The 13,383-nt window shown below is 70.9% G+C and carries 11 protein-coding genes; 7 read left to right on the top strand and 4 right to left on the bottom strand.

Annotated elements, in window-relative coordinates:
• Positions 1 to 67 precede the first annotated feature (67 nt).
• Entirely contained in the window at positions 68 to 1,564 is a 1,497-nt protein-coding gene (locus OG247_RS17050) for a peptide MFS transporter (protein WP_327253056.1), read from the bottom strand.
• A gap of 500 nt (positions 1,565 to 2,064) precedes the next feature.
• Here OG247_RS17050 and OG247_RS17045 point away from each other — a divergent pair, with 500 nt between their 5' ends.
• The gene (locus OG247_RS17045; RefSeq protein ID WP_243335168.1) at positions 2,065 to 2,742 is read left to right on the top strand and encodes a response regulator transcription factor; all 678 of its coding nucleotides are present in this window, start codon (positions 2,065 to 2,067) and stop codon (positions 2,740 to 2,742) included.
• Positions 2,743 to 2,781: 39 nt separating this feature from the next.
• Positions 2,782 to 4,047: an ATP-binding protein gene (locus OG247_RS17040; protein ID WP_327253055.1), complete on the top strand. Its 1,266-nt coding sequence runs from the start codon at positions 2,782 to 2,784 to the stop codon at positions 4,045 to 4,047.
• Positions 4,048 to 4,093: 46 nt separating this feature from the next.
• On the opposite strand, the gene OG247_RS17035 is transcribed toward OG247_RS17040, so the two are convergent.
• Positions 4,094 to 4,642 (bottom strand): GtrA family protein, encoded by a 549-nt coding sequence (locus OG247_RS17035; RefSeq protein WP_327253054.1) that lies wholly within the window; start codon positions 4,640 to 4,642, stop codon positions 4,094 to 4,096.
• Between the two features lie 241 nt (positions 4,643 to 4,883).
• On the opposite strand from OG247_RS17035, the gene OG247_RS17030 reads away from it, so the two are divergent.
• From OG247_RS17030 to OG247_RS17015, 4 genes are all read left to right on the top strand, one after another.
• Positions 4,884 to 6,002, top strand: a complete 1,119-nt coding sequence (locus OG247_RS17030) for a 5-(carboxyamino)imidazole ribonucleotide synthase (RefSeq protein ID WP_327257500.1) — start codon at positions 4,884 to 4,886, stop codon at positions 6,000 to 6,002.
• Positions 5,999 to 6,535: a 5-(carboxyamino)imidazole ribonucleotide mutase gene (gene purE, locus OG247_RS17025; RefSeq protein ID WP_250736839.1), complete on the top strand. Its 537-nt coding sequence runs from the start codon at positions 5,999 to 6,001 to the stop codon at positions 6,533 to 6,535. The genes OG247_RS17030 and purE overlap by 4 nt, the downstream gene beginning before the upstream one ends.
• Positions 6,532 to 7,743: a dipeptidase gene (locus OG247_RS17020; RefSeq protein ID WP_327253053.1), complete on the top strand. Its 1,212-nt coding sequence runs from the start codon at positions 6,532 to 6,534 to the stop codon at positions 7,741 to 7,743. Before purE ends, OG247_RS17020 begins: the two co-directional genes overlap by 4 nt.
• A gap of 205 nt (positions 7,744 to 7,948) precedes the next feature.
• On the top strand, positions 7,949 to 9,025 hold the full coding sequence (locus OG247_RS17015; protein ID WP_327253052.1) for a membrane dipeptidase: 1,077 nt from the start codon (positions 7,949 to 7,951) through the stop codon (positions 9,023 to 9,025).
• A gap of 7 nt (positions 9,026 to 9,032) precedes the next feature.
• Here OG247_RS17015 and OG247_RS17010 read toward each other — a convergent pair whose 3' ends face one another.
• Complete coding sequence (locus tag OG247_RS17010; RefSeq protein WP_327253051.1) at positions 9,033 to 10,337, bottom strand: glycosyltransferase family 87 protein; 1,305 nt, start codon at positions 10,335 to 10,337, stop codon at positions 9,033 to 9,035.
• 113 nt (positions 10,338 to 10,450) lie between these two features.
• Positions 10,451 to 11,803: a UDP-glucose dehydrogenase family protein gene (locus OG247_RS17005; RefSeq protein ID WP_327253050.1), complete on the bottom strand. Its 1,353-nt coding sequence runs from the start codon at positions 11,801 to 11,803 to the stop codon at positions 10,451 to 10,453.
• A gap of 274 nt (positions 11,804 to 12,077) precedes the next feature.
• Between OG247_RS17005 and OG247_RS17000 the strand changes: the two genes are divergently transcribed.
• Positions 12,078 to 13,250 (top strand): acyl-CoA dehydrogenase family protein, encoded by a 1,173-nt coding sequence (locus OG247_RS17000; RefSeq protein WP_327253049.1) that lies wholly within the window; start codon positions 12,078 to 12,080, stop codon positions 13,248 to 13,250.
• Positions 13,251 to 13,383: the final 133 nt, after the last annotated feature.

Raw genomic sequence — 13,383 nt, 5'->3', positions numbered from 1 at the left:
GTTACGGACTATTCCGGTGGAAACACCGGGATTGCTGAGATCACGTGATGATCAAAGCATTGGTGCGTCAGTGCACGCCGCCCATGAGCGGCTGGACCTTCTTGCGGTACATGTAGATCGCGATGCCGGCGAGGACCGCGAGCACGCCCTGGGTGGCGAACCAGCCCTGGGTGTCCGTCGGGGCGCCGAGCAGCTGGAGCAGCGCGATCGTGGAGTCACCGGCGGTGACCGCGAGGAAGAAGACGCCCATCATCTGGGAGGCGTACTTCTGCGGCGCCAGCTTGGTGGTCAGCGACAGGCCGACGGGGGAGAGGGTGAGCTCGCCGACGGTCTGGATGAAGTAGACGCCGACCAGCCACATCGGGCTGACCTTCGTGTCACCGGTGGCCAGGCCCTGGGCGATCATCATGACGCCGAAGGAGACGCCGATCATGATCAGCGCGAAGGAGAACTTCGCCAGGGTGGTGGGCTCCTTGGAGCGACGGGCCAGCGCCACCCACAGCATCGCGAAGAGGGGCGCGAGCGCCATCACGAACAGCGGGTTGAGCGACTGGAACCAGCTCTCCGGGAAGTTGAAGCCGAACAGCGTGCTGTCCGTGCTGTCCTTCGCGAACAGGGCCAGCGTGGAGCCGGTCTGGTCGTAGATGGCCCAGAAGATCGCGGCGGCGGCGAAGAACCAGACGTACGCCGACATGCGCGAGCGCTCGACACCCGAGAGGTCCTTGTCGCGCTTGATGCGCAGGATCGCCCAGGCGGGGAGGATCAGACCGGCGATGGTCAGCGGCCACAGCGCGTAGTTGATCGTGAAGATGCCGGCCAGGCCGATGACCGCGTAGGCGGCGACGGCGACGCCGAGCCAGATCAGGCCCTTCTTGAGGACGGAGGACTTCTCGGCGGCGCTCAGCGGGCTCGGAACCGTGTTGGAGACCGGGTTCAGGTGGCGGAAGCCGAAGAAGTAGAAGGCGAGGCCCAGGGCCATGCCGACACCGGCCATGGCGAAGCCGAGGTGCCAGTTGATCTCCTGGCCGACGTAGCCGATGGTCAGCGGGGCGACGAAGGCACCGAGGTTGATGCCCATGTAGAAGATCGTGAAGCCACCGTCACGGCGGGGGTCGTTCTTGTCCGTGTACAGCTGGCCGACCATCGTGGAGATGTTGGCCTTGAGCACGCCGGAACCGGCGGCGATGAGCGCCAGGCCGATGAAGAACGAGATGGACGAGGGCACCGCCAGCAGGAAGTGACCCGTCATGATCACGACGCCGGCCACGGCCACGGCCTTGCGGGCGCCCCAGACGCGGTCACCGAGCCAGCCGCCCGGGAGGGCGAGCAGGTAGACCATCGCGTTGTAGACGGAGTAGATCGCGACCGCGGTCGCGTCGTTCATCCCGAGTCCGCCGTCGGCCACGTTGGTGGCCAGGAAGAGCACGAGCAGGGCGCGCATGCCGTAGAAGCTGTAGCGCTCCCACATCTCCGTCATGAAGAGGAAGGCGAGGCCGCTGGGGTGTCCGAGGAAGGTCTTCTCGGTGGACGGGTCCGCCGAGCCCTTCGTCAGGCTGGAAGCCATGGTCGATCCTTGCTTGCTCGGGACGCGCGGCTTCGTGAGCTCAACGGCGCCCGGGGAGGGGTGGCCGGTACCGGCTTCGGGTGTTCCGGACCCCACGCCCGGGGGTTCGCTCCGCGGGGGCGAAGACGAAGGAACATCCGACACCGGGATCCACGCCCTGCCGCGCTTCATCGCGCGAAGGGCCCGGCCCATAGGTCATTCACTGTCATCTGCACATCTGCCCCGAACGGGCGGTGCGACAACAATGCCTGCCCGATCAGGGCAGAAATAGAGACTTTCGGCTGGTTTTCGCTCGAAAGTCTCGTGGAGGTAGTGCATCAGGCGTCTCGACACCATACGACACGACAGTGCCGGATATGAAAGCACTTGAGATATGGATCACAGGTCGCGATGGAACCAACGGAGCATATTCGAAGGCGGTTGGCAGGTCGTGAGCCCAGATAGACAGGGCTCTGTATGCGGGCCTCTTCTTTCCCCCGCCGCGGACTACCATCACCCACATGACGCGTGTACTGCTCGCCGAGGACGACGCATCCATCTCGGAACCCCTGGCCCGCGCCCTGCGCCGGGAAGGGTACGAGGTCGAGGTCCGGGAGGACGGCCCCACCGCCCTGGACGCGGGACTGCAGGGCGGCATCGATCTCGTCGTCCTGGACCTGGGCCTGCCGGGCATGGACGGCCTGGAGGTGGCCCGCCGACTGCGCGCCGAAGGCCACGGCTTCCCGATCCTGGTCCTGACCGCCCGCGCCGACGAGGTCGACACGGTCGTGGGCCTGGACGCCGGCGCCGACGACTACGTGACCAAACCCTTCCGCCTCGCCGAGCTGCTCGCCCGCGTCCGGGCCCTGCTGCGGCGTGGAGCCACCGAGGCCTCCCAGGCCCCCGCCACCCACGGGGTGCGCATCGACGTCGAATCGCACCGCGCGTGGATGGGCGAGGAGGAGCTCCAGCTCACCGCGAAGGAGTTCGACCTGCTGCGGGTCCTCGTCCGCGACGCCGGCCGGGTCGTCACCCGCGACCAGCTGATGCGCGAGGTCTGGGACACCACCTGGTGGTCCTCCACCAAGACCCTCGACATGCACATCTCCTGGCTGCGAAAGAAGCTCGGCGACGACGCGGCCAACCCCCGCTACATCGCCACCGTCCGTGGAGTCGGCTTCCGCTTCGAGAAGAGCTGAAACCACCCCGGACCGCATATCTAGGGCATTCTCTGAGCCATGCGCCGCCGCCTGATCAACTCCACGCTCGCCGTGGTGCTCGTCGTCATCGCCGTCTTCGGGGTCTCCCTCGTCATCGTCGAGACCCGCACCATCACCAGCAGCGCCCAGGACCGCATCGAGTCCGAGGCGCTGCAGCTGGTGGGCATCGTCGAGAGCGACGTCGTGGAGAAGAGGCCGGTCGACCCCGGCGCGCTCGCCGAACTGCTCGACGAGGGCCGGTACGCCCGGATCACGATCCCCGGCCGGGAGCCCGTCGAGATCGGCACGCGCATCACGGACAGCGTCATCCGGGGCACCGCCCGCGGGGAGCAGGGCGAGACCGTGGTCGTGGAGGAGGCCCGCTCCACCGTCACCCGCGAGGTCGGCCGGACCCTGGCCGTGGTCGGAGCCGTCGCCCTGCTCGCCGTCGTGGCGGCCGTCCTGCTCGCCGTACGCCAGGCCAACCGGCTGGCCTCCCCGCTGACCGACCTCGCCGAGACGGCCGAGCGGCTGGGCTCGGGCGACCCGCGGCCCCGCCACAAGCGGTACGGGGTCCCCGAGCTGGACCGGGTCGCGGACGTACTGGACTCCAGCGCCGAGCGGATCGGCCGGATGCTCACCGCCGAGCGGCGCCTGGCCGCGGACGCCTCGCACCAGCTGCGCACCCCGCTCACCGCCCTGTCGATGCGGCTGGAGGAGATCACCGTCACCGACGACCTGGAGACCGTACGCGAGGAGGCGACGATCGCCCTCACCCAGGTGGAACGGCTCACGGACGTGGTCCAGCGGCTCCTGACGAACTCCAGGGACCCGCGCACGGGCTCCGCCGTCCCCTTCGACCTGGACGAGGTCGTCAAACAGCAGCTGGAGGAGTGGCGTCCCGCCTACCGCAGCGCCGGCCGGGCCGTCGTCCGCTCCGGGAAGACCGGCATCCGCGCCGTGGGCACCCCGGGCGCCGTCTCGCAGGTCCTGGCGACCCTGGTGGAGAACTCCCTCATGCACGGCGGCGGCACCGTGGCCCTGCGGACCCGCGTGATCGGCAACCAGGCCGTACTGGAGGTCACGGACGAGGGGCCGGGCGTCCCGCCCGACCTCGGCAACCGGATCTTCGAGCGGGCCATCAGCGGCCGCAACTCCACCGGCATCGGCCTCGCCGTCGCCCGGGACCTCGCGGAGGCCGACGGCGGCCGCCTGGAGCTGCTCCAGACCCGGCCGCCGGTGTTCGCCCTGTTCCTCAGCCGGACCGCGCCCACACCCACCGAACCGGAGCAGACGGTCCGCTGAGGACGGCCGAGCCCGAGGCCGAGACCGCGCCCGCCGGGCAGGGGCCTCAGTTCGCGGCGGTCTCCGGGGTCCGTGCCACCGGCGCCTGTGCGTCCGCCGCGGCCTGGCCGTCACGCTGCTCGACGACCAGGGAGGCCGTGGCCGGCGCGGGCAGGGCCTTGAAGACCCAGGTCCGGTAGGACCAGAAGCGGAACACCGTGGCGATGCCGATGCCGGTGAACTTGAAGAAGTTCGAGGCGAGCGGCCCGTCCCAGTGGAATCCGTACGTGGCCGTGAACAGGATGCCGTTCTCGATCACGAGCCCGATCGCGCTGAACGCGACGAACAGCCCGAGCTCACGGGTGCGGCCCGCACCGGTCCGGTCGGCCCGGTCCCGGTAGGCGAAGTAGCGGAAGCCCAGGTAGTTCGTGACGATGGCCACCAGGGTGGCTATCACGCTCGCGCGCACCACCTGGAGATCGGTGACCTGCCTGATCAGGTTGAAGACGCCCAGGTTGACCAGGACGCCCAGCCCGCCGACGGCCCCGAACCTGGCGATCTCGCGCGCGAGCCCGCGCACGCGGTCGAGGACGGATCCGCTCTCCGGCTTGCTCATATGAGGCTCAGTCCTGTCTTCGGGGCCCCCGTATGAGGCGTCACACGTTTTACACGTTCTAGCTGTGCGCGCCCATGCTAAGTGTCGCCCCATCGGTACGTCTGCGCCTTCGGACACCGTGCGACACACGGCACACCCGCCACCGGCGGGCAGCGGGTACCGGCCGGGGCCGTCCCCATGCGGGTCCGGATGGCGGAATACCGCCGGATACCCTGGAGGAGTGACGTTCCCGGTAGTCGGCATGGTCGGCGGCGGACAGCTCGCCCGCATGACCCACGAGGCGGGTATCCCCCTCGGCATCAGATTCAAGATCCTCAGTGACACCCCACAGGACTCGGCGGCCCAGGTCGTGAGCGACGTCGTCATCGGCGACTATCGCGATCTGGAGACCCTGCGCGCCTTCGCGCGCGGCTGTGACGTGATCACCTTCGACCACGAGCACGTGCCCATCGCGCACCTGCGGGCCCTGGAGGCCGACGGCATTCCCGTCCGCCCGGGACCCGACGCGCTGATGCACGCCGCGGACAAGGGGGTGATGCGCGCCAAGCTCGACGAGATCGGCGCGCCCAGTCCCCGCCACCGGATCGTGAGCGATCCGGCGGACGCGGCGGCCTTCGCCGAAGAGGTCGGCGGGTTCCCCGTCATCCTCAAGACGGTGCGCGGCGGGTACGACGGAAAGGGCGTGTGGTTCGTCCGTACGCAGGCGGACGCCGAGGCCCCGTTCAAGGCGGGCGTCCCGGTCCTGGCCGAGGAGAAGGTGGACTACGTCCGCGAGCTCGCGGCCAACGTCGTCCGCTCCCCGCACGGCCAGGCCGTGTCCTACCCCGTCGTGGAGTCGATCCAGGTGGACGGGGTCTGCGACACGGTCATCGCCCCCGCCCCGAACCTCTCGGAGGCGCTGGCCGGCGATGCCCAGGCCCTGGCCCTGCGCATCGCCAAGGAACTCGGCGTGACCGGCCACCTGGCCGTGGAGCTCTTCGAGACCACCGACGGCCGGATCCTGGTCAACGAACTGGCGATGCGCCCGCACAACAGCGGCCACTGGACCCAGGACGGTGCCATCACCTCCCAGTTCGCCAACCACGTACGGGCCGTCCTGGACCTGCCCCTCGGCGACCCGCGCCCCCGCGCCCGCTGGACGGTCATGGCGAACGTGCTCGGCGGGGACTACCCCGACATGTACGCGGCGTACCTGCACTGCATGGCCCACGACCCCCAGCTGAAGATCCACATGTACGGCAAGGACGTGAAACAGGGCCGCAAGGTCGGCCACGTCAACACCTACGGCGACGACCTGGACGATGTGCTGGAGCGCGCACGTCACGCAGCCGGCTACCTCAGAGGATCGATCACCGAATGAGCACCTCCGCAGCAGCTCCCGTCATCGGCATCGTCATGGGCTCGGACTCCGACTGGCCCGTCATGGAGGCCGCCGCCCAGGCCCTCGACGAGTTCGAGATCCCCTACGAGGTCGACGTGGTCTCCGCCCACCGGATGCCGCGCGAGATGATCGCGTACGGGGAGCGGGCCGACGGGCGCGGCCTCAAGGCGATCATCGCGGGCGCGGGCGGCGCCGCCCACCTGCCCGGCATGCTCGCCTCCGTCACCCCGCTGCCGGTCATCGGCGTACCGGTCCCGCTGAAGTACCTCGACGGCATGGACTCCCTGATGTCGATCGTCCAGATGCCGGCCGGAATCCCCGTCGCCACCGTCTCGATCGCCGGGGCCCGCAACGCCGGGCTGCTCGCCGTACGGATGCTGGCCGCGCACGACCCGGAGCTGCGCGCCCGCATGAACGACTTCCTGCACGACCTCAACGACCAGGCCACCGAGAAGGGCAAGCGGCTGCGCAACAAGGTCGCCGGCCAGGAGTCGTTCGGGTTCGGCAAGTGAGCGCGGCGGGCACGGCGGGCGGGACGGGCGCCGCCCGGCACCTGGACGCGGCGCGCGAACTGCTCGCCGAGCACCCGGTCGTCGACGGGCACAACGACCTGCCCTGGGCCCTGCGCGAGACCGTGCGCTACGACCTGGACCGGCGGGACGTCGGCCGTGACCAGAAGGGCCACCTGCACACCGACATCCCGCGGCTGCGCGCAGGCGGGGTCGGCGCGCAGTTCTGGTCGGTCTACGTGCGCTCCGACTACGCGGGGGACGACGCGGTCAGCGCCACCCTGGAGCAGATCGACGCCGTCGCCCAGCTGATCGACCGTTACCCGCGCGATCTGGTGCGGGCGCTGACGGCCGACGACATGGAGGCGGCGCGCGCCGAGGGCCGGATCGCCTCGCTGATGGGCGCCGAGGGCGGGCACTCCATCAACAACTCGCTCGCCACCCTGCGCGCCCTGCACCAGCTCGGTGTGCGGTACATGACGCTCACGCACAACGACACCATCGACTGGGCGGACTCGGCGACCGACGAGCCCCGGCACGGCGGCCTGAGCGAGTTCGGCCGCGAGGTCGTCCGCGAGATGAACCGCATCGGCATGCTCGTCGACCTCTCGCACGTGGCCGCGACCACGATGCGCGACGCGCTCGCGGTCACGGCCGCGCCGGTGGTCTTCTCGCACTCCTCGGCGCGGGCGGTCTGCGACCACGTGCGCAACATCCCCGACGACGTGCTGGCGCTGCTGCCGGCCAACGGCGGGATCGCGATGGCCACCTTCGTGCCCAAGTTCATCCTCCCGGCGGCCGTCGAGTGGACCCTGGCGGCCGATGAGAACCTGCGCGCGCACGGCCACCACCACCTCGACACCACCCCGGCGGCGATGGCCCTGCACCGGGCCTTCGAGGAGGCGCGCCCGCGCCCGGTGGCCACGGCCGCCACGGTCGCAGACCACCTCGACCACATGCGCGAGGTGGCCGGCGTCGACCACATCGGCATCGGCGGGGACTACGACGGCACCGCCTTCACCCCGTCCGGGCTGGACGACGTGGCCGGGTACCCCAACCTGGTCGCCGAGCTGCTGGCGCGCCGCTGGTCCAAGGCCGACCTGGCCAAGCTGACCTGGTCGAACGCGGTACGGACGCTGCGCGACGCCGAAGCGGTGGCGCGCGAGCAGTCGGCCTCCCGTGGTCCGTCCAACGCGGTGCTCCCGGTGTGAGACCGAGGAGTCCCACGGCTTCCTGACCGGCCCGCCCGGCGGATCCGGCGCACGGGCCGTGACCAGCGAACACCTGCCGGTTACACCCGAACGCCACATCCGCCGGGCGCCTCCGGCGTCCCACATGTCACGGTGGCACCATCTTCCCTGCTTCTCTCCCGCTGCTTTTCGCAACGACACAGCCGCCGAGACCGGAGCGCACGCCATGGCCGACCTGCAGGACGAACCGCACACGAACCCGGTGACCCCCGTGGGCCCCGGCTCCCTAGGAGCCGAGGATCCCACCGGCACGTTGCTCCCGGGCGCCCTGGACCGGGCCGCCGCACTGCTGAGCGTCCATCCCGTCGCGGATGGCTGCAACACCCTCGTCTGGACCCTTCGGACCAGTCCGTACCACGACATCGACACCTCGGACACGGGCGTCGACACCGACATCCCGCGGCTGCGCGCCGGGGGAGTGGGTGCCCAGTTCTGGTCCCTGCTGACCCCGTCCGAGGCAGCGGCCACCGACCAGGTGGTGTCCGACACCCTCGAACAGATCGACGGGGCACTGGCCCTGATGCGCCGCTACCCCGACAGCCTCTGCCTGGCGCTGACCGCCGACGACCTGGCGGACGCCCGCAACCGGGGCCGCATCGCCTCCTTCCTCGGCCCCGTGCCCGGCCGCACCCTGACGGACTCGCTGGGCGCGCTGCGCGCGTTCCACGCGCTGGGCGTACGGATCCTCGCGCCGGCCGGGGCCCCCTGGGCGATGGAGGGACTGACCGCCTTCGGCCACGAGGTGGTCAAGGAGATGAACCGGCTGGCGATGCTGCTGGACCTCACGGGCTGCCCGCCCGCGCCGGCCTGCCAGCTCGCCGCGGCCTCCAAGGCGCCCGTGATCATCTCGCACACCGGGGCGGCCGCCCTCAATCCGCACCCGGACAACGTGACCGACGAGGTGCTGCTCGCGCTGCGCGCGGCGAACGGTCTGGCGATGGTCACCTTCGACAGCGCGCTCACGGGGGACTCCCTGCACGCGGTCGCGGACCACGTGGAGCACGTACGAGCCGTCGCGGGCCCCCACTGCGTGGGCCTGGGCGCCGGCTTCGGCGCCGAGCCGGGCATCCCCCGGCCCGCGGGCCTGATGGACCCCTCGGGCTATCCGCGGCTGATCGCGGAACTGCTGGAGCGGGGCTGGCCGGAGACCGACCTGGCGCTGCTGACCTGGGGGAACGCCCAGCGGGTGGTGCGCGACGCGGAGTTCACGGCCCGCGCGGCGCAGCACCGTAGGGCCCCCTGAGCGGGATTCAGACGCGCGCCGGGACCTCGGATCCGGCCTTGGACGCCGGGGCCGCCGTGGGCCCGGCGTCCTTCCCGTTCCCGGCCCCGGTCGCGGGGACGGGGCTCACGCTCGCCCGCCACAGGCGCAGGCAGGACCAGACGGCGGCCCATCCCAGCAGGCCGTTGCGGAGCACCAGGAGGAACGTGCCGAAGCCGGTGCCCGGGAGGATCTCCGAGCCGTAGGTCAGCGGGTAGATCACGGTGCTGAGCGCGGTGGAGGCCACGATCAGCCAGGCCACCGGCCGCTGCGTGGTGTGCTTGCAGGTCAGGCAGACGGCCGCGAGGCCGACCAGCCAGATCAGGTACTGCGGGCTGAGCACGCGGCTGGTGATGGTGAAGACGAGGATGGCGCACAGCGCGGCGTCCAGCGGGGTCGCGGTGGTCCAGCGCCGGGCCTTCACCCGCCACAGCAGCAGCCAGGCGAACCCGGCGACCGTGAGGCCGACGGAGAGCAGGGCGACGCTGGAGACGTACGGGCCGAGGTACTCGTAGGCGCCGTAGCGGACCTCGATCTTCCCGGACCAGGCGCCGACGAGCTTGCCGAGCATCAGGGCGGAGCCGCCGAGGGACTCGACTTGGATGCCGCGGTTGCCCTGGTTGCCCAGGAAGCCGAGGGTGTCGCGGAAGAACAGCGCGAGCACGGCGAGCAGGACGGCCCCGGCCGCCACGGCCGAGAGGATCGCGTCGCGGGTGGTGCGGCCGCGCGGGGTGCCGATCAGCGTGAGCAGCGGCCAGACCTTGACCAGGGCGCCGATTCCGGCGAGGACGCCGCCGAGCTTGCGGCGGAAGCGCAGGCACAGCAGCGAGCCGACGGCGAGCAGGGTGACCTGGAGGTCGTAGCGGCCGAAGGGCAGCGACAGCAGCAGCGGCAGCGTGGTCAGCCACAGCACGGCGCCGGCCAGGCTGCCGTCGGCGCGGCGGGCGGCGCGGACCAGGCCGACGGCGATCAGCGCGTCGCAGATCACGGTCAGGGCGACGAAGGCCTGGAAGTAGCTGAGGAAGGGGAGCAGGTCGGGCGACAGGAAGATCGCCGCCGCGGCCGGCGGGTACTGCCACATGACGTCGTCGTGCGGCATCGTCCCCGTGACGAGGACGTCGTACCAGTTGTTGTAGGTCTGGGTGATCTCCACGCGCACCGAGGAGGTGCCGTGCAGGTTCACCACGAGGAGGACCACCATCAGGGTCCGGGTGGCCAGCCAGAAGCCCGCCATGGCCAGGCGGCCGGCGCGCCCCCGGAGTGCGGAGTCGATGGTCCTGCTCGTACTGGTCATCGGCCGTGAGTCTAGCGATCCGGGGGGTGCGGCCACGGTGGCTCTCGCCAACGATCCGGTGACGAGATGTGAAACCGTGTATTCCGCAACGAAGCGGATCGGGGGCCGCCGGTTCAGGCGCGCGGGCGGCCCATCGCGCGGTAGGTCCAGCCGGCCGCGCGCCACCGCTCGGGGTCGAGGGCGTTGCGGCCGTCGAGGACGAGCCGGTCGGTGACGACCTCGCCGAGGGCGGCGGGGTCCAGGTCGCGGAACTCCCGCCACTCGGTGAGGTGCAGCACGACCTCGGCGCCGCGGGCGGCGTCCAGGGCGGAGCCGGCGTACCCGAGGGTGGGGAAGACGCGGCGGGCGTTGTCCATGCCCTTGGGGTCGTAGACGGTGACCTGGCCGCCCTGGAGGTGGATCTGGCCGGCCACGTTCAGCGCGGGGGAGTCGCGGACGTCGTCGGAGTCCGGCTTGAAGGTGGCGCCGAGGACGGCGACGCGCTTGCCGAGGAAGGAACCGCCGACGGCGTCGCGGGCCAGCTCGACCATGTGGCCGCGGCGGCGCATGTTGATGGAGTCGACCTCGCGCAGGAAGGTCAGGGCCTGGTCGGCACCGAGCTCGCCGGCCCGCGCCATGAACGCGCGGATGTCCTTGGGCAGGCAGCCCCCGCCGAAACCGATGCCGGCGCGCAGGAACTTCTTCCCGATGCGCTCGTCGTGGCCGATGGCCTCGGCCAGCTTCACCACGTCGCCGCCGGCGGCCTCGCAGACCTCGGCCATCGCGTTGATGAAGGAGATCTTCGTGGCGAGGAAGGAGTTGGCGGCGGTCTTGACGAGTTCGGCGGTGGGGAAGTCGGTGACGACCAGCGGGGTTCCCTCGCCCATGGGGGTCGCGTAGACCTCCCGCAGGACCTTCTCGGCGCGTTCGCCGCGTTCGCCGTCGACCCCGATGACGATCCGGTCCGGGTGCAGGGTGTCCTGGACGGCGAAGCCCTCGCGCAGGAATTCCGGGTTCCAGGCGAGCTCGATCTCCTCGCCGGCCGGGGCGAGCGCGGTCAGCTTCGCGGCGAGGCGCTCGGCGGAGCCGACGGGCACGGTCGACTTGCCGACGACCAGGGCGGGCCGCGTCAGGTGCGGGGCGAGCGATTCCACGGCGGAGTCGACGTAACTCATGTCGCAGGCGTACTCGCCGTGCTTCTGCGGGGTGTTCACGCAGACGAAGTGGACGTCGCCGAAGGCGCCGACCTCCTCCCAGGAGGTCGTGAAGCGCAGCCGGCCCGTGGAGCCCGGCAGTCCGGCCACGTGCGCGGCCAGCAGATCCTCCAGCCCCGGCTCGTACATGGGGACGCGGCCGGCGGCCAGCATGGCGATCTTCTCCGGCACCACGTCCAGTCCGAGCACCTCGAACCCCAGCTCCGCCATTGCCGCGGCGTGCGTTGCGCCGAGGTATCCGGTGCCGATCACAGTGATCTTGAGGGGGGCCATGAGTGCTCCTGGAGGTGCTGGGCCGTTCGCGGCAACCGAGCATAGTCGGGCCGGTGGCCGGGGATGCATTCCGGCGTCCGTCACCCGCCCGCCGCCCGTCCGCCGCCCGTCCGTCACCGCGCGGCCCCCCGGTCGCCGCCCGCCCGGCGCCTCGCACCGGCCCCGCTGTCACGCAACTCACGTGCGACGCCCGTGTCGCGGTCGGCGGCCGGACACTAAGCTTGGGCTACTTAACGGTAGTTAACACCACGCACCACCTGGGGAGTGAGAGATCTTGGCGGGTTCTGCCGACTTCGACCTGTACCGCCCGGCCGAGGAGCACGACATGCTCCGCGAGTCCGTCCGCGCGCTCGCCGAGGCGAAGATCATGCCCTTCGCCGCCGCGGTCGACGAGGAGTCCCGCTTCCCGCAGGAGGCCCTGGACGCCCTCGTCGCCAGCGACCTGCACGCCGTCCACGTGCCCGAGAGCTACGGCGGCGCGGGCGCCGACGCCCTCGCCACCGTGATCGTGATCGAGGAGGTGGCCCGCGTCTGCGCGTCCTCCTCCCTCATCCCCGCGGTCAACAAGCTCGGTTCGCTCCCGGTGATCCTTTCCGGATCCGAGGAGCTCAAGGCCAAGTACCTCGGCCCGCTGGCCAAGGGCGACGCGATGTTCTCGTACGCCCTCTCCGAGCCCGACGCGGGCTCGGACGCCGCGGGCATGAAGACCCGCGCCGTGCGCGACGGGGACTTCTGGGTGCTCAACGGCGTCAAGCGCTGGATCACCAACGCCGGCGTCTCCGAGTACTACACGGTCATGGCCGTCACGGACCCGGAGAAGCGCTCCAAGGGCATCAGCGCCTTCGTCGTCGAGAAGTCGGACGAGGGCGTCTCCTTCGGTGCTCCGGAGAAGAAGCTCGGCATCAAGGGCTCCCCGACGCGCGAGGTCTACCTCGACAACGTCCGCATCCCCGCCGACCGCATGATCGGCGCCGAGGGCACCGGATTCGCCACCGCGATGAAGACCCTCGACCACACCCGCATCACCATCGCCGCCCAGGCGCTGGGCATCGCCCAGGGCGCCCTGGACTACGCCAAGGGCTACGTCCAGGAGCGCAAGCAGTTCGGCAAGCCGATCGGCGACTTCCAGGGCGTGCAGTTCATGCTCGCGGACATGGCCATGAAGATCGAGGCCGCCCGCCAGCTGACCTACGCGGCGGCGGCCCGCTCGGAGCGCGTCTCCGGCGGCGGCCCGCACGAGGACCTCACCTTCTTCGGCGCCGCGGCCAAGTGCTTCGCCTCGGACGTGGCCATGGAGGTCACCACGGACGCGGTCCAGCTCCTCGGCGGCTACGGCTACACCCGGGACTACCCGGTGGAGCGCATGATGCGCGACGCGAAGATCACCCAGATCTACGAGGGCACGAACCAGGTCCAGCGCATCGTCATGGCCCGCAACCTGCCGTAGGGGCCGGACCCCGCCGGACGCGGACGCGAGGTCTCCCGATCCATGCCCGGGGGACCTCGCGTCATCCGACCGGCGGCGCACCCCCTAGGCTGTGCGCCGGTCGGCCCCAGCGCGGGGTCGCGGGGGCGGGGAA

It is taken from the genome of Streptomyces sp. NBC_01244 (genome assembly GCF_035987325.1).
In the GTDB taxonomy this organism is placed as follows: Bacteria; Actinomycetota; Actinomycetes; order Streptomycetales; family Streptomycetaceae; genus Streptomyces.
The sequence above is the reverse complement of the archived record's forward strand: the minus strand, read 5'-3'. Positions and strand labels throughout refer to the sequence as shown.

Excerpts from the sequence above, each read along its gene's own strand:
- OG247_RS17045 (WP_243335168.1), top strand. The coding sequence starts at position 2,065 with ATGACGCGTGTACTGCTCGCCGAGGACGACGCATCCATCTCGGAACCC.
- OG247_RS17050 (WP_327253056.1), bottom strand. The coding sequence starts at position 1,564 with ATGGCTTCCAGCCTGACGAAGGGCTCGGCGGACCCGTCCACCGAGAAG.
- OG247_RS17030 (WP_327257500.1), top strand. The coding sequence starts at position 4,884 with ATGGTCGGCGGCGGACAGCTCGCCCGCATGACCCACGAGGCGGGTATC.
- OG247_RS17015 (WP_327253052.1), top strand. The coding sequence starts at position 7,949 with ATGGCCGACCTGCAGGACGAACCGCACACGAACCCGGTGACCCCCGTG.
- OG247_RS17040 (WP_327253055.1), top strand. The coding sequence starts at position 2,782 with ATGCGCCGCCGCCTGATCAACTCCACGCTCGCCGTGGTGCTCGTCGTC.
- OG247_RS17035 (WP_327253054.1), bottom strand. The coding sequence starts at position 4,642 with ATGAGCAAGCCGGAGAGCGGATCCGTCCTCGACCGCGTGCGCGGGCTC.
- purE (WP_250736839.1), top strand. The coding sequence starts at position 5,999 with ATGAGCACCTCCGCAGCAGCTCCCGTCATCGGCATCGTCATGGGCTCG.
- OG247_RS17005 (WP_327253050.1), bottom strand. The coding sequence starts at position 11,803 with ATGGCCCCCCTCAAGATCACTGTGATCGGCACCGGATACCTCGGCGCA.
- OG247_RS17010 (WP_327253051.1), bottom strand. The coding sequence starts at position 10,337 with ATGACCAGTACGAGCAGGACCATCGACTCCGCACTCCGGGGGCGCGCC.